We start from the raw sequence: 20,686 nt of genomic DNA, 5'->3' as shown, positions 1-20,686 counted from the left end.
AACATACTAATTTTCCTCTCAAACCAGTGTTTTATACTCCATTGGAGAAACTCCGACATATCTTCGAAACTGTCTGTTGAAATAAGCAACCTCCCAATAACCTACATCGCGGGCCACCTGATGAATCTTTAGATTGGTCTCGCGAAGCATTCTCTTTGCCTGTTCAATCCGGTAGCGGTTCATATACCCGGCAAAGTTTTCCCCCGTCTCTTTACGAAATAGCTGGCCCAAATAAACAGGATGAATATGAAAGCGGTCTCCCAGCTGCATGAGTGTCCAATTTTCAGTATAAGTATCATTTACCAGCTTCAGGACTTGCTGGATCACCGGACTGTAGTTAGGCGTCTGAAGCAAATCCACTGATAATTGAGCGATTTGTCCAAGGGCTTCCATCAGTTCTCCCCATTCAACGGTATTATGAAGAAACTCCAAATGATCGGAGAACTTCTCCAACAACTCGGGTTCTATGGGTCTTACCTCCTGTACAGCCAGCTTGAGCCGAATCGTAATTTCGGCGGCAATCCGCCAAAGGCTTCTGGGCAGCATTCCCTCCTGCTGCTGCAATCTCGAAAAATCCTCCTGGATAGTCTCTGTCAGCTCAGCAGTATTGCGGGCATGAAGCAGTTGAATATAATTTTCCCAACGAATATCACTTCCCCAGCGCACCATCCCTTTGGACAGGTTAAGCATTTCATACCGGATGATTCTTTCGTCCGGAAACAACAGGAAATATTCCAATGCCTTTTTGGCCTCGTCATAACTATGAGATGGGGAGGCTTCGGTCTCCTCCACCTGTCCAAGCCCGATACGAATCTGATTCTCCTCTACCTGCTCCGCTGTTGAAAGCAGTTCTCTCAGATGGCTTTGAGCATCGTTGCTCAGCTGATCCCTATTGTCCGCCTGGTAAATGATTGCAACATCATCAACAAAATCGCGATAGATCAGCGGGTGGTTATCACCCGTGGCTTTGACCAGCTCATCGTAGACCCGGTCCGCATAGTCTCCTTTTCTAATTACTGCCGCCAGCCTGTATCGGCAGATCCGGCCAAGCTGAAGCAGCCCGCAGCGTTCCTTCCACTCAGAAGCCGCAATCTGTCCGGTCATCCAGCGATGGAGAGTATTATTCCGAATAATGTGAATATCATGGGTATAATCATAGCTTGGCCTTGAGGTTTCAAGCTTCTCTATTAGGGTGACCAGGGTATGCATAAGCTCGGACACATCGACCGGCTTCAACAGATAATTTTCAATCCCCAGGCCCATCCCTTCTTTGAGATAGTCAAATTCGTTATACCCGCTCAGAATAATAACCTTAAGATCGCTATGGTCCTGTCTGGCCTTGCGGATCAACTCCAGTCCGTTCATGCCGGGCATGGAAATATCGGTAATCAGAATGTCTACCTCGTTGACGGCGAGAAATTCCAGCGCCTTTCGTCCCCCTCTTGCCATGCCAACGATCTCTAGCCCCAATTCGCCCCATTTAATCAAATTACTTAATCCATCAAGTATGAATTTCTCGTCATCCACCAATAGAACCTTATACACTACAATTCCTCCTTTACATAAGGCATGCTGATCGTTATGGTAGTGCCCTCCCCAACCTTGCTGTTCAATTCCATTGTGCAGCTATCCCCGTACAAATAAACCAGTCGCTGATAGACACTCCGAAGTCCGAAGGAATTATTGCCCTCTTTAGGTTGCGACAAGGAGTTCCGAATGAGCTCCAGCCTCTCCTCTTCTATTCCCAATCCGTTGTCACAGACCATAATTCGGACATACTCGCCTGTTTGCTCTGCGCTTACCTCGATTCGGTTCACGATATCATCATCCCTAAGCCCGTGAACAATGAAGTTTTCAACAACAACCTGCAGGGACAATTTAATAATCTTATACTCGGCAATGATCGGGTCCAGCCGGATCTCATAGCTAAAGCTGTCCTGGTAACGGGATTTGAACAGATCCAGATATAGGCGACAGTTCTCTATCTCCTGCTGAAGGCTTACAACCGTATCTTCTTGAACCAGATTACGGAACAAATTCGCCAAATTGAACACCATGTCTCCGACCTCGGCCACCCCCAACGATACCGCCCTCATTCTAATTACCTCAAGGGTATTAAATAAAAAGTGCGGATTAACCCGGGCCTGAAGGGCTGTCATTTCTGCACGGCTTTGCTCCGCTTCAGCCTTGTAGCTAAGGTTAATATGGTGAGTGAGTTTATTAAGCATCTGATTGAAGCTGCCGGCGATCAGCCCCAGCTCATCCTTACGGCTAATAGGAATGCGGACATACAATTCTCCTGTCTCGACACTACGCATAGAACGGATAATCTGATGCATTCGTTTGGTGTAGTTCATGGCAAACCCGAAAGGAATTAAAATAATCACCAAGATACAAAGGGCGCTCAAAAAGATGATCGTCCGTCGAGTATCCGCCAATCCTGCAGTGATTTCTGATTTGGGAACCATGCTGAGCACAATGGCACCGCTATCACTTTGAATCGCACTAACCCACGAATTCTTTTCCAATGCAGACAATTCGCTTTGTGTAAGAACCTGCTCTCTATAGGGGAAGGGTTTGTCATAATATTCCCCTGACTGATCATAAATCACCTGACCCTTCGAGCTTAGCACCAGAAGATTACCTTTAAGCTTGTCCTCAAAAGGGGTTAAAACGGAGTCAATATAGTCGGAATCATAATTTACGAGAAGATATCCAACCGACTTTAAATTATACCTATTTGTAATGTTGATACGCGTGGTATACATTCGCTTCTGTTCTCCGCCAATCAGCTTCCTGATCCACAAATTAGGCGTAGATACTCGCTCTGTGTCATTTATAATAGCTCCCGGCACATAAGATCTCTCAGGATTTATATAGTAGGTCTTCAAGCCGCCTTGCTGAAAATGATAAAGCTGCTGACTGTCAACGCCATATAGAATGATTTCTTTTATCGCCGGATTCGCATCCATCTTCCGTCCGAAGAAGGTGGTGACATCCCAATAGGAAGCGCTGGAACCTGTAATTTGATCCAGGCTGTAATCTATATATTCGTTGTAAGTATGCATAAGGAAGTAAGAAACGTTATCTGCCAGCGCCGATTGGCTGTAGATTTCATTCGTGATCTGCTCCAGATAGTCATAATTTTTCTGCATGTAGGCATTGATGCTTTCCAAGGCCCTGCGTTGAGTTTCCATCTGGCTTTCCACTGCTGAATCCGTCATATTTCTATAAATCGCTTGAGCAAGCACAAGTACAGTGATAATGGCGATCAGGCTGTACATCATGACTATCTTTGAGAGTGTCTTGTCCTTGAGAAAGGTCTGATACCAGTTATTTAGCAATATAGCTTCCCCCTGTACATTGGTGGTTCACTGCAATATCAATTCTTTTTCAGCCTGGCCCTATATTCATTTGGCGTGCAACCGTTCTGACGCTTGAACAGCTTGTAGAAATGCGACGGATTCGTAAATCCCGCTTGTTCCGCAAGGATAGTTACGCTCTGGTTGCTGGTTGCCAGCATTCGTTCAACGTTGCGCATGCGCCGTAAATTAATGTAATCAGTAAATGAATTTCCCATTGCTTTCTTGAAAAACTTAGAAAAATAAGAATAACTCATCCCGGCAAGCCGGCTCACCTCATCCATAGAGATAGGACTGGTTAAATTCAAGTCCACATAGTCGATAATTTTTTTTAACGTATTGGAATCCCCCCAGTCGGCAGGCTCCAAAATACCGCGCTTGTCCGCGCGCAGAAGCAATAACAGTAAATGTTTGATATGCATGCTAGCTGCGATCTCATACCCTTTGGATCTATCCTGCATCTCCCGCCGAATTTCATGAAGGATACCGGATATCTTTATTTTTAACGAAGGGTTCTCCGTAAAAAGGTCATTCAATTCATCCAGCTGATAATGGATTTCGGAGAAATTGCGATAATAGCTCATCATGGCCGGGTCAAAGTAAGGCTCCAGATCGAAGTGCAGGACGAAACATTTCATTTCGCCCGAGCCCTTTTTACGTCCGTAATGGAGCTGTGAAGAGCCGACAATGGCTACATCGCCCGGATATAGCATATAGCTATGCTTAACGGTTCGAATCTCATGGGTGCCTTGCATAACCATTACAAATTCGATTTCCTTATGGTAATGCCAGGACAATTCCTCCTTGCTTTCCTCCTCATTGCAGACGAAATCCAAGGTTTTGATGCAGAGATGGGGGTGTTGATACAGTATAGGTTCCTGAAAAATATTCATATCGCATCTCCTTTGCGCCAGAGAATAAAATCGCACATAAACATGACTAATAGCGGCCTAGCCCATCACGAGTCTTAATTATATGCTGGTATCAGATATTCGTTCAATAAAGAAAATTCGATAGGGAGTGAGCGTACATGAGAGTTGCCGTCGTCGGATGCGGTGGAATGGGACGAGTGCACGCAGGCGAATATGCAATAATGCCTGGGGTGGAATTGGTGGGAGTCTGCGATATTGAGTATCATCTAGCTGAAGAACTTGCTGCAAGAACAGGAACCCGGGCATTTTCATCCTATGAGGATATGATGTCTCAAGCAAAGCCGGAAGTTGTCAGCCTCGCCTTGCCGAGCCATCTGCATAAGGAATATATCTGCAGATCTGCCAAGCTGGGCGTGCATGTCATAAGCGAAAAGCCGATATCGTTGAAGGCAGCAGATGCTCGTGAGGCAATTCAGGCATGTGAACAGCATAGCGTAAAGCTTTTCCTGGGACATGTAGTACGATTCTTTCCGGAATACGCTCAAATCAAAAAGGCCGTGGATGAGGGAATTCTTGGCAAGGTAGGCGTTGTCCATCTGAAGCGGGTCGGCTCTCATCCCGGAGCTGCGCGAGAATGGTATTTCGATGAAGAGAAGAGCGGCGGCGTCATTGTTGATCTGATGATTCACGATATTGACTTTGCCTTGTGGACCCTGGGAGAGCCAAAATCGGTGTATACCCTTCGCCGCACCAGTGAGGCTTCGGACTATGCTCTAATTACCCTATTGTTCCATAACGGTGCTGTAGTTAATCTTGAAGGCCATTGGGGTGATCCGGGAAATTTCCGTACCTCCGCAGAGTTCGCAGGAAGCGGCGGTGTTATTCGCGCGGACAGCGAGAACAGCAAATCAATTACCATTCGCAAAGCCGCTTTGGATTCTAAAGGAAATCGTTTCGCCGAAATCCCGGAAAGCCCTTCGGTTCACTCTCCCTATTACCTGGAGTTAGAGCATTTCATCCATTGCATTCGAGAGGATTCTAATCCTACAGTTACACCCGAAGATGCCCGTCGGGCGCTTATCGTAGCCAATGCAGCCAGAGAGTCCGCGGATACAGGTCAAGTTGTGTATTTTGGCCATGAATTCGGAAGGGAGACGTACCAATGAAAAAACAAATTAAGGTGGGAATGATCAGTTTCGCCCACGGACATGCTTTTTCCTATCTAGAAGGGCTATCCCGGATTCCCGAAGCTGTAGTAACCGGAATTTCACATCCTGAAAGAAGCAAGATCGAGGATGCGCTTATGCGGACGGAAGCTGACTATTATGAGGATTATCACGATCTCTTGCAGACGGATATTGATGCAGTAATTATCTGTTCGGAGAATATTCATCATGCGCAACTAACGATTGAAGCCGCCAAGGCAGGCAAGCATGTAATGTGCGAGAAACCCCTGGGGCTGTCAGTACCCGAGATGGAAGAGATGATTTCGGTCTGCCGTGAAGCAGGCGTTCAATTAATGACCGCTTTCCCTTGCCGCTATCTATCCGCCGTAGTTCGAGCCAGGGAAGCCGTAATGAAGGGCGAAATAGGCGAAATCATTTCCATGAAAGGTACGAATCGCGGCAGCATGCCAGGAGGCTGGTTTATTGAACCTTCTCTTTCCGGTGGAGGTGCATTGCTAGATCATACTGTACATGTTATGGATTTGATGAATTGGTTTCTGCCTGACTCAAGAGTCACGGATGTCTATGCCTATGCGAACCGGATTTTCCATGAGGAGATAAAGGTGGAGGATACCGGGATGATCCATGTGAAGTTTGATAATGGCGTGTTTGGCGTTATTGATACTAGCTGGTCGCGCCCGAGATCTTTTCCGACCTGGGGAGACGTTACTCTGGAAATTGTGGGAACTGCGGGGACAATCTCTGTGGACAGCCTCGCCCAAAAAAATGAATGGTTCATAGATAAGGCCGGAAAGGGACAACATCATTTCTGGGGAGATTCAATGGATGATCTGCTCGTTAAGGGCTTCATTGAAGCCCTTGTAAAAGATTTGCCGGTCCCCATCAACGGTGTTGACGGTCTTCGTTCCACAGAGGTAGCTCTGGCCGGTTATCGTTCTGTTGAAACAGGCCAGCCCGTTCGGCTATAGGTTTCAAAGCTTCAACGATCTGCAATAGTGCCGGTCAGCGGTGGCTCGACGCTCTTCTGACAGGTGAACCCAGAAAATAAAAAAGGCGGGTTCTGCGCAGTAGCCACGCAAACCCGCCAAAGACAAGGGGCTTTATTCCATCAAAAATATATCCCCGAACAGATTTGCATCCTTGGACGTCCCTATTCCGCTGTTATATTCCAGCCAGCCTTTACGTCCTGCTCCATCATTATCATTGACCAGCAGCGAAAATTTCAATTTCAATCCCGGATGGATAAGTTCGCTGTCCTGAATCAATTCGGTCCAGGGAATGGCGGCTTCATAAAAGGTGATTCCGGCATCCTCGCTTCGCCGAACTGCGAAATCTAAGCTCTCCGGCTCTCCGGCCCCGAAGCCCCTTGGAGCAATCCATCGCCATTTCGTCAAATGAGCCTCATCCTGCATTGCCAACCCGAATTCATGATATTGCTGCGGTACACTGCCATCGTCATTGGCAATACCAATTCCGATCTGCACGCCGTCTCCTCTCCAGATTTCGCCCCCTTCATCCGTCTGACGGTGAACATCATCGGCTACCTGCAGCCCCAGATACAGGTTTTTCTGATCCCAGCTGATCGTTCCTGTGGCGGAGAGATCTTCCATGCCCGTCCAATCCTTCATCCGCTGTTCATTCACTTGAAATGCAGCAGCAGAAGCGTCGCTCCAATCCTTCAGGCGGCCGTCAATCCGGATTTCTTGTTTGAGCTTCGGTACAACCAGCACCGAAGCCTGGCTCTCTGTCTTCTGCATAATGCCGCCGGATGCATCGAATACGCTGAGAAGCCTCTTTCCCCCTGCTAACTCCGGAATATCCATAACGATGCTTTGACCCGGTTCCAGCAGATCTACTCTTCTTGAAAAGCTACATTGTTCCTTCTTTGTATAGGTTGAGTATTCTATTCGTACTAAGCCTCTGTAATCGCGGTTCGATTGATTCGTAAGCTGCAAACGGGTTTTAATCAACTGTTCATTCCGGCTAAAGTAAGTTTCATAGCCGACCCTTATCGGATCCACGACATTCACACTCAATCCGAATTCCTGTAACCCTTCTTCCCCGTATTCCTCCAAAGCAATATGCACGTGCCGGTTGCCCCGCTGGAGCCCGGACGGCAATTGGAGACTCAGCACAGCTTGATCTGTTTGTTCTCCTAGCTCCCAGCCCTCCGGCAATGTAACTCGAATTGCTCTGTTGACAGTATGATGAACATATCTCTCCGGCAAGGAAATATCAATCCGATCCCCGGATGCAGCGACAATGCCGGTATACTTCGGAAGCCACTCATGCTCCGGATTCCCCATAACATTCCATAAGAAATAGGCTGTCGTCTCGGTAATCTCGCTGAAGTACCTAGGATCCTTATAATCATGGCCGACGCCTTCCATCGTGAACAGATTGTTATAAATCCCCGCCCGATCCAGATTCGAAGCCAATACAACACTCTGTTCATAAGGAATCATCGCGTCATTCGTGCCGTGGATCATCAGGACAGGCGGCAGATTCGGATGCGCCTCACTCTCTAGGGTTCCGCCGTATAGATCGATCAGCGCAAAGATCGGTTTTACAAAGCTTGGATCCTGCTTCAAATACTCATTCGCAAAATTGATTGCCAAATACCCTCCGGCAGAATCTCCGCCTAATGCAATCCGTCCGCTATTCAGACTATAGGTCTTCTCATTCAAGCGCACCCAGGTGATCACATCCATGATATCCTCATAAGCATCAGACAGAGTCTTCTGAAAGTTGGCGAAGGGCACCGACTTGAGTCTGTAATTCATGGAAAGAACCGCATATCCTCTGCGGGCAAGCTCCATCGAGATTTCACCCGCATCCTCCTTGACCCCTTCCTTATATCCTCCGCCATGGATGAATATAAAGACCGGCCTGGGCGCGGTGCCGCCTTCGACCGGCTCATACAAGTCCAACGTCAAGGGTTCGGCCGCATCGGTCTCGTTCTTCTTGCTGGCATAAACGATATCCTGGTGAACGTTCACTTCATATAATGGAGATAAGTAGTTCTCGCTGCTTTTCCCGCTATCTGTGAAAATTTTGATAGGAAGCGTCCCCGAACCATATTCCGCTGCCTTCATTCCCGGGGATTCCGGGTTTTCATGTAACTCTTTGTTGCCTGCCCCGCCATGGCGAATCAAGTTGAAGCTTAACCAACAAGCTAGCATGATTAAAATAATTGCAACCGGAAAAAGCCAGTATCTCTTCAATTTCCTAATCCCTCCCCAAAAATAGATAGCCAAGCTTAATCCTGAATTCATATCCATTTTAGGTCGGGATACGCAAGCCCTCAATGCGGCAATCCATGGATAAGGAGTCTATTTCTACGCATTTGGAACCCCCGCTTTACAGCTTCGTTGAAAGGAGTATACTTTAGTTGTATTTCAATGATTGTTGCTTCGAGACGTAGCTCAGCTTGGTAGAGTGCTTGCTTCGGGAGCAAGAGGCCGCAGGTTCAAATCCTGTCGTCTCGACCAGAAAAACAGATAAATTTTTGACAAGGGTGAAATCATGAAATTTGGCGGAGTATGTATCGAGACCGATAACGCATCTCGTCTCGCGGAATTTTACAAGGTTGTTCTGCAAGAGGAACCGTTTGTAGAGGGGAGCCATTACGGATTCGGTAAAGTCGCTATTTATAATCCGGGCGGCGTAACCGTGGCAAAGGAAAAAAATATTTGGTTAACATTCGGGGTCGTGGATCTCGATGCGGAATACGGGCGGTTGTTGCGGGAAATTCCCGATATTGAGGTAATCTCAACACCCGAAAAAAAGCCGTGGGGTACGTATTCGTTTTGGTTTGCTGACCCCGACGGCAACAAAATCAGTGTTTTTCAGGAGAGGGAAGATAATAAAATTACTGCCGGTTAGAGCCGCTCCTACGCCTGATCTTCCTATGGTCATTCTACCAAAGCCACAGCCCCAAGGCTGATTCCTCCTAAAGCAATGATAACTTTAAAAGCCCGTCCTCCGCAAAATGCGGAGAACGGGCTCGCCTAGATGCTGCTTATTGTATACGAGTCAGAAACCATCTCTGGGCATCCGTTCCGTTATCATTCCACTGCTGTACAACCGCTCCGTCAGCCGTGGAGGAATTGGACACATCCATGACCAGCCCGCTGGCTTTGTTGACGAGCTTGTAATAACCGCCGCCCATATCTACCAGCTTCCACTTCTGGGCATTGCTGCCGTTATCATCCCATTGCTGAAGCCGGAGTCCTACCGTATTCGCTCCGCTTGGGACATCAAGGCATTTGCCGCTATGAATAGCCGTTAGCTTGTAATAGCCATCCCCTGTATCAGTTAGTCTGAATTGTTGGTTCGCTGCGGTATAATTGGTCCATTGCTGCATTTTTGCACCGTTAGCGGTGGACACATCCAGAACATCCAGCACTTTACCGCTGACCTTGGAGGTCAGAGTATATACTCCATTGTTGACAATACTGGAGGAATTGGACTGTTGATAGACTCGAACATAATCAACAAGCATTTGGGAAGGAAATGGGGTTGAACCGTTCGGAGACCCCGGCCAATTCCCGCCTACAGCCATATTAAGCAGTATGAAAAAAGGCTTCTGAAATTCCTCGGTATTACCGGTCCCGTTCTGAATAAGAATCTCGTTGAACTGAACGCCATCTACGAACCAGCGGATATAATTCGCATCCCATTCAATGCTGTATACATGATATTGACTGAAATCGAGAGCTCCCGATGCTCTGCCGAAGGAGGCATAGCCATTTGCATCCCAGTGCACGGTACCATGAACGTTGGATTCATAATTGATCCGTTCCATGATGTCGATCTCGCCGCTTCTCGGCCAGCCTACCGAACTGATATTGTCGCCCAGCATCCAGAAGGCAGGCCAAAGCCCTTGACCGGAAGGCAGCTTGATGCGAGCTTCAATCTTCCCGTAAGTGAAGCTCTTCAGACCTTGCGTCTTAATGCGGGCGGATGTGTATTGCATGCCGCCATAATTCTCTTTAAGAGCCGTGATGACGAGATTACCACCGGTAACTTGCAGATTCTGCGAACGATTGGTGTAGTATTGCAGCTCATTGTTGCCCCAGCCACCGCTTCCGGTACCGGTTTCGGCAACCCAGTTGGAGGTGTTCAGAGAAGTCCCGTTGAACTCATCACTCCAGACCAGGTTCCAGGTTGCAGCGTTTGCCTTCATTGGGGGCATCATCGACAATATCAACGTAAAGATCACAAATAGCGCAACTACTTTTCCTCTTCTAAGCATCATTTTCCCCTCCATTTTTAAAATGAGAGCTTCATAGAATGATACATCAAAGCAGAAATCTACCTGGGTAACCTCTCTATCACCTCACATAGTTCATCTATCTCAAAGCACGTCGCGCGCCGTACTCTGAAACCCAAATTGGAAGCGCTATCATTAGGTTTAAGTCCATTATATACCAATTTATATCTTTTGAATATCTAAATTTTCATAATTTTGTAAAAAAAACAAGAGTGTCCCTTCATTCATCTGTGATGAAGAAGAACACCCTTACCTATTCCGAATTCTAGGCGCGCAATGCGTCTGCCTCCGGGTTGTCAAGCAGCTTCACCTGGTCGCCTAATTGAACCCTCCCCGGCTTTACGACAGAAGCATATACCCCAAACCGAAGAGAGAAATTCTGGTGCACCTTCTTTAGCAAAGAAGGATCTCTGTCCAGGTTATCCGGGTTCATCGTAATCATGACACAACGCTCGCAGTAACTGTCTATCTGTAATTCCGCCTCGCCAATGCCGAGACGCTGTCCGATCCAGTCCCCTTCAAAGATAGAATCATCTCTCACCGCTACAACAAAATTACCCCGGAACCGCCGATGATCCACGGGCTGGCCCCATACCTCTTCCAGCCTTCTCAGGCTTGCATCTGTAACAATAAGCACACTTGCCTCATCCACGGACAGCAAATGCGGAAATTGCGGGTGCGGATCACGCAGCCTGGACATGGTTATCGGCTTCTTGGACAGCTTCTGAATTTCGTCCAGGAGCCGCTCATCCCAGCCGAGGACTGTCCCTTCAGGAGTGGTTACTTCGATAGCACCATCGATGAATTTGGCATGATAGGATAACAGACCGGGAATATTCCTTGCCGTTACGAAGCGCGACCAGCCTTCTTTGGTCTCATCATAAAATGCGCAAAACCGGTCGCCCACCAGGCCATAAGGCTCTATATCGCATACTTCCAGCGCTTCTCCTGCAAATGATTTTACCGGGTAGCGGTTGATGTCCCGGATCTCACCGATGATCGGTTGCATAGCTCTGCTCTCCCTGTTGTATAGTGTCATATCCCTTCATCTGCTGCTTACAGGTTCGGCAACGCCCAGTCAATCTTCGGCATGCCATGCTGTTCAAGAAAGGTATTTGTTCGTGAAAAAGGCCTGCTGCCTAAGAAACCTCTATGCGCCGAAAACGGACTGGGATGCGGAGATTGAATCACCATATGACGATCCCGGTCAATAAAGGCTCCCTTTTGCTGGGCATAGCTTCCCCAAAGGATGAACACCAGCGGCGCCTCACGCTCATTCAATTTCATCATTACCGCATCGGTGAACTGCTCCCAGCCCAGCCCTTTATGGGAATTAGGCTGGCCCTGCCGTACAGTCAATACCGCATTCAGAAGCAGCACTCCCTGCTCTGCCCAAGGCAGCAGATAGCCGTGGTTCGGCGGCTGCAGGCCAAGATCCTGCTCCAGCTCCTTATATATATTTTGCAGGGAAGGAGGAATACGCACTCCCGGCTTCACCGAGAAGCTCAGGCCATGCGCCTGCCCCGGACCGTGATAAGGGTCCTGACCAAGTATGACGACTCGCGTGCTCTCATAAGGTGTCAGCTTCAACGCGGAAAATAATAGCTCTTTGGGCGGAAATACGGTATGTAGTTTGTATTCACGGGCCAGCGCATAGCGAAGCTCTTGAAAGTATGATTTCTCGATTTCATCCTGTAAAACAATATCCCAATCGTTACCAAACATCTTTGGCGGCTCCTCTCTTGTAGAACACTCTGCCTATTATTCTATCTGAGAGAGCGAGGTCAAGCAATGAATGAACAAAGCAAAGAAGTCAAATTCACCTTATTTTCGAAGCAGTCTTCGCTTGATTATTCCGATCAGGCAGAGCAGAAACGGGACAAAGACCAAATGGAGCAGGGCATAGCTGAACCAGACCTTTTGAATGATTTCTCCTATGTACACGGAATTGACGTAGGTTTCCCATGCGACCAGAATGATGAGCACAGAAAACGTATTAATTAGCATCCCCTCTTCCTTCAAACCAAACACAACTCTCATTCCTTTCAGCATGGAGAAGAATAACAGTGAGATTTTAATGAAAAAGGTCAAAATCCATATCATCACCAGAATTCCTTCCACACGCTGCAGGAAATTCCCCACATTAATCGTCTTAGCCAAGGCGTAGGCCGGAAATGAACTGTTTTCTGTCTGTTCAATCCCAAGAACCAGCACACTAAGTAAAACAAGAAGTGTAAGAAATATCCCTCCTAGCAATGCACCTCCGAGATAAGCCCGTTCCCCCTTCTTCTTCTCCTGGACTAATGGAATGAATACCATCATAATAAGCAATTCTTGAAATACCGCAGCGTGGGAACCTGCCTTAATAATAGGGGCAATTCCGTCATCGAAGATGGGGAGAATGAAATCCAAGTGAATCTGCGGAATCAGCGTTAGAACAAGCACAAGGAACAGCACGATGATAAAAGGAAACATTAACTCTCCAACTCTTGCCAATACAACAATACCAAGCCTTGCACATACAACTGCCGCAATGAGAAATAAGATTTGGGTCGCTTCGATCGGGGTTTCGGGTATCATCTCGCTCGTCAGGAAAAACCCAAGATTACCAAGCAGTGTCCCGGTTAAAATCAATATGTAAAAGAGATAAAACAGAGACAAGGCTTTGCCGCACCATTTTCCAAGGATATTCTCGAATAGTTCAAATAAATTGCTGCCTGGGTAAAGTCGGGTAAGTACGATATAGATACAGACCATAAGCAGGTTGATGGCCATAGATAGTAATGCGGCCAACCACGCATCCTCCCGCGCAATGCCGGCAAGCCCGGACGGGGTGACCAAGATCGAAGTGCCCATGGTCAATCCAAAGGTCAAAATAAAAAATTGGTCGATTGTAATGGACGGTGTTTTCATAGTTATTCCCCCATATATTTAGCCAAGCCAGCGGCTTAATGGCCAGGTTGCCGCTCGAATCCAATCCAAGGGCCGGATCACAGAATTTCCCCGCCATTCCGTCAACAGAACAGCAAGAGTCATCATCCATAGCAAGGTAAAGACGATACGGTCCCTGCGCAATGCCCGTTTCTTGAGTTGCAATCCCTCTTTAATGAGGGTGTATACCATAACCAGCAGCAAAATAATATACCAGTTCATTGTTCTTTCATCTCCCGCTTTACAGGTTGAACAATGGAGCCGATCCTTCTAACAGCCACTTTTGATTTCACGGTGATTTTGCATTGTTTAAATTGCTCATCCCAATGGTTTCTCAGCTTCTTCCACAGCTTGGGATACTTCCGGTGAAGCGCCTCGCCAAAGCCGAATACGTCGGTACCGTATTTCTCCTGAATAATTCGAAGATCCCGCGTGACATAGTTGTCCACCTTTTGCTCAATTTTCCTGTTGATCCATTCAACCGTGTCAGATTTTTGCAGATCCACCGTGCTTTGGACTGAGTTCAGGTCAGTCTCCATCGTCATTTTAACGGTAAACTCGGGAATATTGTCTTCGCCCAATTTCACCTTAATGTCGCTCTTTGTTCTCCTTACTTCAAAGCCAACGATTCCTCCCTCAGGCCCCTCGATGTACCCGGAGGTGGTATTGACCTCATTCAGCGCATAGTTAGTGCTCTTGCTTAACGGCTCCCCCAACCATCCGACCAGCCGGTCACGATTAAATACCGCCAGACCCACGTGCTTGAGAAGCGTAATCGGCACCACTCTTTTTTTGTTATCAGGCGATTCCCCTTTCTCTTTATTTCCCACGACTTGTACACCCGGCAGTACCGGATTGGAGCCTTGTCTCTCCATCTGCGTAATGAATTGCTGCAGGGTCACCCTGCTAGTAACCGCCCATTTCTTCTCGGATAAGAGAATCGAGGAATAGAGCGAATTGGCCGGAATGTTCTCGAAGGAGGTGACCACGTCAAGAATTTCGGCAGCCTTGCCGCCTTTACTGACAAGCATGAAAAAATCGGTGCGAAGCTGCTGGTTTCTTGAGAGAAAGTCCAGCGCATCGCTTACCCCCGAACGTGCCAGGCTCTCACCGAAGATGAGTACTCTGACATGGGAAAGGTAAGGAACCCGGGGCGCGACGCTTAACATGCGCTGCAACGCTTCAGGAATCGTCTTGCCGACCGTTTTGTAAGTTATTACAGGCGCTCCGCCGGCTGCCCTGCCTTCCGACTTTCCAATCTCGCTTGACTTCATGACCTGAATCGATACTTCATAATCGGATTCGTCATAATCGATGCCCATCGCCATAACGATAGCCAGCTCGTTTAATTCCTTTTTACTCCAGCAACCTGGAAGAATCGCCAGAAGTATAGCCAGTAATAGAAGGAAGCTGATATGACTAACTTTTTGCTTTGTACGTAACATAAGCGTTCCCCGCTTTTAGTTTTCTCTGAAGTGTTTTTTGACCATGCGCTGGGATAGCCGCAATAGAGTATCCTTCTGGCTGTTGCGTTTTAAGGGAGCCAAAGAGCTCATATAGGGAACGCCCAGCGATTGAAGGCTGCATAAATGGAGCGCGATAGTGATCAGAGAGATCATGATCCCGTACAGTCCGAAGGAGGCTGCAATCGCCATCAGGAGAAACCGAAGCATCCGTACTGAAATCCCCAGATTGAACGCAGGTAAAGCAAAGTTGGCGATTGCTGTAATAGCTACTACGATTACCATGGCCGCGGATACCAGCCCGGCGTCCACCGCCGCTTGTCCTATAACCAGCGTGCCTACGATGGAGACGGATTGACCGATGGACTTGGGCAGTCTGATTCCCGCTTCCCGTAGAATCTCAAAGGTAATCTCCATAATCAAGGCTTCCACAAAAGCCGGAAAAGGAACCCCTTCCCGTTGCCCGATCAAGCTGATCAGCAAATTGGTAGGGATCATTTCCTGATGAAAGGTAGTGATGGCGATATAAAAAGAAGGCGTCAATAAAGCCAGAACGAAACAAAAATATCTTAGCAGACGGACCAGACTGGCAAAATCCGCACGCTGGTAGTAGTCCTCGCTGGATTGAAAGGCTTGAACAAACAGGGACGGGACAATTAAAACAAAGGGTGTCCCTTCCATAAGAATAGCTACTCTTCCCTCCAGAATAGCTGATGCGATCACATCCGGACGCTCTGAATTAAATATCGTTGGAAAAGGACTGTAGCGTCGATCCTGAATCATTTCCTCGATGTAGCTGCTCTCCAGCACACTTGATAATTGGGCTTGATCGAGTCGGGTGCGCAGTTCATTAAGAACATCCTTATCGGCCATGCCCTCCATATACATGATGGCGATGTTTGTTCTTGTCTGCTCCCCCAAGCGACGCTGTTCTATTCTAACCATCGGGCTTTGAATACGTCTTCTGACCAAAGCGGTATTATTTCTAAGCGATTCTGTGAAGCCCTCCCGCGGCCCTCTGACGACGGATTGGGAGCTGGCCTCCTCCACGCCCCGCTGCTTCAAGCTTTCCGTTCCCACAAGCAGGCATATGGAATGTCCTTCGACAAAAATGATCGAGCCTCCAGCGAGCAAGGCGCTGATCAGCTCCGTGTAATGATCCGTATCTCTTACCCTTCCCATCGTAATCCCCTGCTTCTTGAGTCTTTCATACGCCTGTTCCGGTGATTCCTCCCCGGAAGAATCCGCAGCGTCTAAATTCTCCAGCATGCCGTCGATAAGAGATTTGGGATCTGACATGCCCTCCACATATACGATCAGCACCGTATTATTCCGATAAGCAATATCCCTGTAAATAATATCCGGGCTGTCGCCAAGCCGATGCTTAAGTACCTCGACGAATTGAGTGCGTTCGCTGTGAATGTGTTCATGCTCCCACCCGGAATGCTCCACTTGATTCATGTAACCAGCCTCCTCCAATACACCCTTAATATCCCTTTTGCTGTATAAATTATTCTTGCTATCCTTTGCTAGGCGAATTCGGCCAAGTCCCCTACAAAAGAAAAAACAGCCTTATCCTCACAGGGAGGACAAAGCTGCTTATGTTCAAGCCTATTCTATTCATCCGTCAGCAGCTGCATGAATCCTGCCGGAAGCGCGAACTGCTGATTATTGATCATAATCCGGCGGAGCTCATCGAATTCGCTGTCACCGTTGGCATCCTTGATATCTTTAATCTCCCGGTGCAGCCGCTCCATCTGCAAATCAAGCGAATTCGCAGCTTCCGCCGCATTTTTCAGTTCATTAAGCAGACGTTCGGGAATCGCCTGACTGTACTTATAGAAGATCTTATGCTCCAGACTGGCCCAGAAATCCATCGCAATCGTCCGAATCTGTACCTCAACACAGACATGCTCACAACAGTCGGACATAAAGACCGGAACCTCAACCAACATATGAAGGCTGCGATATCCATTGGGCTTAGGGTGCTTGATATAATCTTTAATCTCCAAAACCTTCAGATCATCCTGGTTCGCCAGCATATCCTTGACCGCATAGATATCCGAGATAAAGGAACAGGTTATTCTTAATCCCGCAATATCCTTGATATTATCACGAATTCCGTCCAGCGAAAATTCATGATTTTTCCGAAGCATCTTGTTCATAATACTCTCCGGCGACTTAATGCGGGACTTGGTGTGCTCGATCGGGCTGTAATCATGCAAAGACTGGAACTCTTCCTTCAAAATATCAATTTTGGTCTCGATTTCATCGAGCGCAAATTTGTATACCAGCAAGAAGCGGGTCAGGTCATACTTCATCTTTTTTAATTGTTCGATTGGAAATAATGCATTCATAGTCCAATTTCTCCTTTTGTCAGCTTACCGTTTTGCCACATTTAAATTATAGTCGATTCAGGCAGGCCAATTCAATTTTCCTGGCTTCCCCCTATTCCCGATAACGTCAGAAGGATATACTTGTAGTAATGTTTATTGATATGAGGAGGAAACATCATGATTATCGGTGTGCCGAAGGAGATTAAAAATAATGAAAATCGGGTGGCCCTGACCCCTTCGGGAGTATCCCTGCTGACTAATGCGGGGCATCAGGTGCACATTGAGCATCTTGCAGGAGCAGGCAGTGGATTTAGTGACGAGGAATACGTTCATGCAGGAGCCGATATTCTGGAGCTTGCCGGAGATGTCTGGGCAAAGTCCGATTTGATCATGAAGGTAAAGGAACCCCAGCCGGAGGAATATCGTATGTTGCGCGAGGGGCTGATCCTGTTCACTTATTTGCACCTGGCTGCTGAGCCGGCATTAGCGGAAGTGTTAAAGGAAAAGGGAGTCACCGCTATCGCATACGAAACGGTGGAGGCCAATCATGCCCTTCCTCTGTTAATGCCGATGAGCGAGGTAGCCGGCCGGATGTCTGTACAGATCGGGGCCCAGTTCCTGGAGAAGCCCTATGGCGGTAAAGGCATCCTGCTCGGCGGCGTTCCCGGCGTCAAGCGCGGAAGGGTTACGATCATCGGAGGTGGCGTGGTCGGCATGAATGCTGCAAAAATTGCCGCCGGTCTCGGCGCAGAGGTCACCATCCTGGATCTGGATCCGTTGCGTCTTCGCCAACTGGAGGAGCAATTTGGCGCTTCTGTCCAGACCATGATGTCTAACCCGCAATCCATAGATGAATGTGTACGGCGAAGCGATCTCGTCATCGGAGCGGTATTAATTCCAGGTGCAAAAGCTCCAAAGCTCGTTCGCGAGGAGACCGTTAAGGCAATGATGCCCGGATCGGTCATTATTGATGTGGCCATTGATCAGGGCGGTATTTTCGAGACAATTGACCGTGTCACGCTGCACTCCGATCCGACCTATGTGAAGCACGGGGTTGTTCACTACGCAGTAGCCAACATGCCTGGTGCGGTTCCAAGAACATCCACTATGGCCCTGGTAAATGCAACTGTACCCTATGCGCTTGAGATCGCCAATAAGGGCGTTCACGCAGCAGTAGCCGGTAATCTGGCCCTGCGCAAAGGGGTGAACGTGGCGGGCGGAGCTGTGACCCACCCTTCCGTTGCCCGTGATCTTAATTACACGTATGTACCGGTCGAAGAAGCTTTGAAGCTGCCCCCCATGTAAGCACAAAAAAATGGCGCTTGCCTGTATGGTGTGATCCCCGGAAATTCACGGATCCACCTTACAGACAAGCGCTTTTTATTGTCATTATTTCTTTTTAGCCTGCAGATAGGCTTCTTTGTATTGTGCCGATTTCTGGCTGATCAAGCTGTAATCCTGCTTCTTGAGTGCTTCACTTGTCAAGTCCGAACCAATCCCGACGGCCACGGCCCCTGCCTTGATCCATTCCGCCAGATTGTCCAGAGACACTCCGCCAGTAGGCATGACGTTCGCCTGTGGCAGCGGGCCCTTAATCGCTTTGATCATCGACGGATCATACAGATTACCCGGGAAGAGCTTGACGATATCCACTCCCAATTCCAAGGCTTCCTGGATATCCCGAATGGTCATGCAGCCAGGCATCACAGGAATTCGATAGCGGTTGCAAAGCTGAACGGTCTCTCTATTCAAGGAGGGTCCCACCACAAACTGGGCTCCGGCAAGAATCGCTGCCCGAGCCGTTTCCGGATCCAGTACCGTACCGACCCCAATAATAGCATACTGCTCCGGCGAGCCGGCATCCCACGCATATTTTTGCGAGAGAGTCTCAATAGCTTTGAGTGCATAAGGCACCGTCATAGTAATTTCAATAACCTTGATTCCCCCTGCGATGGCCTGCTCGGCCATTTCCGCGACCTGCTCGGGCGTATCTCCGCGAAGTACAGCAACAACGCCCTCTTCTACGATTTTTTGAACCAATTGCAGCTTTTTCATTTGCGTCTCTCCCCATTTTGATCTTATACGGAATATCGACTCTACTTTCTTCTTCACATAATAAACCTAAATGAACTTTTTTGATAGACCTGTTCTCTTTTTTTTCAAATGAACTTACAACTAAATAAAGGGTAGAAATCTACTTATAAAGGTGAACGCTTGTGATTTATGCTTCCACAGCAGCTTTCTTACGGAAAGCTTTTAACGCTTCCACTTATGCCTATTCTACACAGGCTCTTCAATCAATTTATAGTCCGGAATTTAAAGCTTGCAAATTTATCCCTCATGACATAATATAAACCTAAATGAACGATATGAACATAAACAAACGTAAAAGGAGCGATTCAATCTCATGGAACGACGTTATGCATCACACCCAAGTCAAGTCAAGCAATTTGACACTGAGCGTCTCCGCCAGGAATTTCATATTCCGAAGCTGTTCACCCCTAATGCGTTGGAGCTTGTTCTGACTCATGAGGATCGAATGATCATCGGCGGAGCTGCACCTGTGAACTCGGACGTGAAGCTGGAGACCGATCTGAGGGAGCTGGGTGTCGAGTACTTTCTGGAGCGCCGGGAACTCGGTGTAATCAACGTTGGCGGCCCTGGCATCATTCTCGTCGACGGCACGGCCTATGATCTGGAACGGAAGGACTGCCTATACATTGGGATGGGCTCCAGAGAAGTTATTTTCCGCAGCAAGGATGCTGCCAATCCGGCTAGGTTCTACCTCAACTCGGCTCCGGCGCACAAGGAATTCCCTACTGCCAAGACAACGCTCGCCGAGGCAGAATCCGGGGCTATGGGTTCGATTGAGAATTCGAACGAACGAACGATTCATCGTTTTATTCACGAGAGCGGCATCCAGAGCTCACAATTGGTCATGGGAATGACTCAGCTGAAATCGGGCAGCATGTGGAATACCATGCCAGCACATGTGCATCCGCGCCGAATGGAGGCCTATATGTACTTTGATCTTCCCGAGGACGCCGTAGTCATTCACTTGATGGGAGAGCCGAGCGAAACTCGGCACATCGTCATGCGGAACGAGGAAGCGGTAATTTCACCAAGCTGGTCCATTCATAGCGGTGCCGGCACCAATAACTATACTTTTATCTGGAGTATGGCTGGAGATAATAAAAAGTACGCGGATATGGACGCGGTTTCTATGAAAGCTTTAAAATAGAACCGAATGTCAATCTAGA

At 47.9% G+C, this 20,686-nt stretch carries 18 protein-coding genes and 1 tRNA gene; 6 read left to right on the top strand and 13 right to left on the bottom strand.

The features are described from left to right. Window positions 1–18 precede the first annotated feature (18 nt). Genes KQJ23_RS11100 through KQJ23_RS11090 form a run of 3 tightly spaced genes read right to left on the bottom strand, consistent with a single transcriptional unit; the run spans window position 19 to window position 4,255 of the window. Window positions 19–1,545 carry a response regulator transcription factor gene (locus KQJ23_RS11100; protein ID WP_216478948.1) on the bottom strand — a complete coding sequence of 509 codons (1,527 nt, stop codon included), beginning with the start codon at window positions 1,543–1,545 and terminating at the stop codon, window positions 19–21. Then, window positions 1,545–3,344 (bottom strand): sensor histidine kinase, encoded by a 1,800-nt coding sequence (locus KQJ23_RS11095; RefSeq protein WP_216478947.1) that lies wholly within the window; start codon window positions 3,342–3,344, stop codon window positions 1,545–1,547. Before KQJ23_RS11095 ends, KQJ23_RS11100 begins: the two co-directional genes overlap by 1 nt. A 38-nt stretch (window positions 3,345–3,382) precedes the next feature. After that, window positions 3,383–4,255: an AraC family transcriptional regulator gene (locus KQJ23_RS11090; protein WP_216478946.1), complete on the bottom strand. Its 873-nt coding sequence runs from the start codon at window positions 4,253–4,255 to the stop codon at window positions 3,383–3,385. A gap of 137 nt (window positions 4,256–4,392) precedes the next feature. On the opposite strand from KQJ23_RS11090, the gene KQJ23_RS11085 reads away from it, so the two are divergent. Next, window positions 4,393–5,400 carry a Gfo/Idh/MocA family protein gene (locus KQJ23_RS11085; protein ID WP_216478945.1) on the top strand — a complete coding sequence of 336 codons (1,008 nt, stop codon included), beginning with the start codon at window positions 4,393–4,395 and terminating at the stop codon, window positions 5,398–5,400. Continuing rightward, the gene (locus KQJ23_RS11080) at window positions 5,397–6,389 is read left to right on the top strand and encodes a Gfo/Idh/MocA family protein (protein ID WP_216478944.1); all 993 of its coding nucleotides are present in this window, start codon (window positions 5,397–5,399) and stop codon (window positions 6,387–6,389) included. The genes KQJ23_RS11085 and KQJ23_RS11080 overlap by 4 nt, the downstream gene beginning before the upstream one ends. A 132-nt stretch (window positions 6,390–6,521) precedes the next feature. Here KQJ23_RS11080 and KQJ23_RS11075 read toward each other — a convergent pair whose 3' ends face one another. Further along, window positions 6,522–8,603, bottom strand: a complete 2,082-nt coding sequence (locus KQJ23_RS11075) for an alpha/beta hydrolase fold domain-containing protein (RefSeq protein ID WP_216478943.1) — start codon at window positions 8,601–8,603, stop codon at window positions 6,522–6,524. 232 nt (window positions 8,604–8,835) lie between these two features. Between KQJ23_RS11075 and KQJ23_RS11070 the strand changes: the two genes are divergently transcribed. Next, window positions 8,836–8,912, top strand: a tRNA-Pro gene (locus tag KQJ23_RS11070). A 34-nt stretch (window positions 8,913–8,946) separates the two neighbouring features. Beyond that, window positions 8,947–9,306, top strand: a complete 360-nt coding sequence (locus tag KQJ23_RS11065) for a VOC family protein (protein WP_216478942.1) — start codon at window positions 8,947–8,949, stop codon at window positions 9,304–9,306. 136 nt (window positions 9,307–9,442) lie between these two features. Here the strand turns inward: KQJ23_RS11065 and KQJ23_RS11060 are convergent, their stop codons facing one another. The 8 genes from KQJ23_RS11060 to KQJ23_RS11025 form a co-directional block, all read right to left on the bottom strand. Next, a complete protein-coding gene (locus KQJ23_RS11060) occupies window positions 9,443–10,678 on the bottom strand; it encodes an RICIN domain-containing protein (RefSeq protein ID WP_216478941.1) in 1,236 nt (411 codons plus the stop codon). 283 nt (window positions 10,679–10,961) lie between these two features. Beyond that, on the bottom strand, window positions 10,962–11,705 hold the full coding sequence (locus tag KQJ23_RS11055) for an MOSC domain-containing protein (protein WP_216478940.1): 744 nt from the start codon (window positions 11,703–11,705) through the stop codon (window positions 10,962–10,964). A gap of 47 nt (window positions 11,706–11,752) precedes the next feature. Continuing rightward, a complete protein-coding gene (locus tag KQJ23_RS11050) occupies window positions 11,753–12,421 on the bottom strand; it encodes a uracil-DNA glycosylase (RefSeq protein ID WP_216478939.1) in 669 nt (222 codons plus the stop codon). 99 nt (window positions 12,422–12,520) lie between these two features. After that, a complete protein-coding gene (locus KQJ23_RS11045; protein ID WP_216478938.1) occupies window positions 12,521–13,609 on the bottom strand; it encodes a GerAB/ArcD/ProY family transporter in 1,089 nt (362 codons plus the stop codon). 18 nt (window positions 13,610–13,627) lie between these two features. Next, entirely contained in the window at window positions 13,628–13,849 is a 222-nt protein-coding gene (locus KQJ23_RS11040; protein ID WP_216478937.1) for a hypothetical protein, read from the bottom strand. Continuing rightward, on the bottom strand, window positions 13,846–15,072 hold the full coding sequence (locus tag KQJ23_RS11035) for a Ger(x)C family spore germination protein (RefSeq protein ID WP_216478936.1): 1,227 nt from the start codon (window positions 15,070–15,072) through the stop codon (window positions 13,846–13,848). Before KQJ23_RS11035 ends, KQJ23_RS11040 begins: the two co-directional genes overlap by 4 nt. Before the next feature lie 15 nt (window positions 15,073–15,087). Continuing rightward, window positions 15,088–16,551 (bottom strand): spore germination protein, encoded by a 1,464-nt coding sequence (locus KQJ23_RS11030; RefSeq protein ID WP_216478935.1) that lies wholly within the window; start codon window positions 16,549–16,551, stop codon window positions 15,088–15,090. A 155-nt stretch (window positions 16,552–16,706) separates the two neighbouring features. Beyond that, on the bottom strand, window positions 16,707–17,447 hold the full coding sequence (locus KQJ23_RS11025) for a GTP pyrophosphokinase (protein WP_216478934.1): 741 nt from the start codon (window positions 17,445–17,447) through the stop codon (window positions 16,707–16,709). 156 nt (window positions 17,448–17,603) lie between these two features. On the opposite strand from KQJ23_RS11025, the gene ald reads away from it, so the two are divergent. After that, window positions 17,604–18,731, top strand: coding sequence for an alanine dehydrogenase (gene ald, locus KQJ23_RS11020; protein WP_216478933.1), 1,128 nt, complete (start codon window positions 17,604–17,606; stop codon window positions 18,729–18,731). Between the two features lie 84 nt (window positions 18,732–18,815). Here ald and KQJ23_RS11015 read toward each other — a convergent pair whose 3' ends face one another. Beyond that, entirely contained in the window at window positions 18,816–19,481 is a 666-nt protein-coding gene (locus tag KQJ23_RS11015) for a bifunctional 2-keto-4-hydroxyglutarate aldolase/2-keto-3-deoxy-6-phosphogluconate aldolase (RefSeq protein ID WP_216478932.1), read from the bottom strand. 352 nt (window positions 19,482–19,833) lie between these two features. Between KQJ23_RS11015 and kduI the strand changes: the two genes are divergently transcribed. Continuing rightward, window positions 19,834–20,667, top strand: a complete 834-nt coding sequence (gene kduI, locus KQJ23_RS11010) for a 5-dehydro-4-deoxy-D-glucuronate isomerase (protein ID WP_216478931.1) — start codon at window positions 19,834–19,836, stop codon at window positions 20,665–20,667. Window positions 20,668–20,686: the final 19 nt, after the last annotated feature.

This window comes from Paenibacillus brevis (assembly GCF_018919145.1).
Lineage (GTDB): Bacteria > Bacillota > Bacilli > Paenibacillales > Paenibacillaceae > Fontibacillus > Fontibacillus brevis.
Note: the sequence above shows the minus strand (reverse complement) of the source record. Positions and strands in the feature narration are given on the sequence as shown.

Excerpts from the sequence above, each read along its gene's own strand:
- KQJ23_RS11040 (WP_216478937.1), bottom strand. The coding sequence starts at position 13,849 with ATGAACTGGTATATTATTTTGCTGCTGGTTATGGTATACACCCTCATT.
- ald (WP_216478933.1), top strand. The coding sequence starts at position 17,604 with ATGATTATCGGTGTGCCGAAGGAGATTAAAAATAATGAAAATCGGGTG.
- kduI (WP_216478931.1), top strand. The coding sequence starts at position 19,834 with ATGGAACGACGTTATGCATCACACCCAAGTCAAGTCAAGCAATTTGAC.
- KQJ23_RS11060 (WP_216478941.1), bottom strand. The coding sequence starts at position 10,678 with ATGCTTAGAAGAGGAAAAGTAGTTGCGCTATTTGTGATCTTTACGTTG.
- KQJ23_RS11085 (WP_216478945.1), top strand. The coding sequence starts at position 4,393 with ATGAGAGTTGCCGTCGTCGGATGCGGTGGAATGGGACGAGTGCACGCA.
- KQJ23_RS11035 (WP_216478936.1), bottom strand. The coding sequence starts at position 15,072 with ATGTTACGTACAAAGCAAAAAGTTAGTCATATCAGCTTCCTTCTATTA.
- KQJ23_RS11045 (WP_216478938.1), bottom strand. The coding sequence starts at position 13,609 with ATGAAAACACCGTCCATTACAATCGACCAATTTTTTATTTTGACCTTT.
- KQJ23_RS11025 (WP_216478934.1), bottom strand. The coding sequence starts at position 17,447 with ATGAATGCATTATTTCCAATCGAACAATTAAAAAAGATGAAGTATGAC.
- KQJ23_RS11055 (WP_216478940.1), bottom strand. The coding sequence starts at position 11,705 with ATGCAACCGATCATCGGTGAGATCCGGGACATCAACCGCTACCCGGTA.
- KQJ23_RS11090 (WP_216478946.1), bottom strand. The coding sequence starts at position 4,255 with ATGAATATTTTTCAGGAACCTATACTGTATCAACACCCCCATCTCTGC.
- KQJ23_RS11075 (WP_216478943.1), bottom strand. The coding sequence starts at position 8,603 with ATGCTAGCTTGTTGGTTAAGCTTCAACTTGATTCGCCATGGCGGGGCA.
- KQJ23_RS11065 (WP_216478942.1), top strand. The coding sequence starts at position 8,947 with ATGAAATTTGGCGGAGTATGTATCGAGACCGATAACGCATCTCGTCTC.
- KQJ23_RS11015 (WP_216478932.1), bottom strand. The coding sequence starts at position 19,481 with ATGAAAAAGCTGCAATTGGTTCAAAAAATCGTAGAAGAGGGCGTTGTT.
- KQJ23_RS11050 (WP_216478939.1), bottom strand. The coding sequence starts at position 12,421 with ATGTTTGGTAACGATTGGGATATTGTTTTACAGGATGAAATCGAGAAA.
- KQJ23_RS11080 (WP_216478944.1), top strand. The coding sequence starts at position 5,397 with ATGAAAAAACAAATTAAGGTGGGAATGATCAGTTTCGCCCACGGACAT.
- KQJ23_RS11030 (WP_216478935.1), bottom strand. The coding sequence starts at position 16,551 with ATGAATCAAGTGGAGCATTCCGGGTGGGAGCATGAACACATTCACAGC.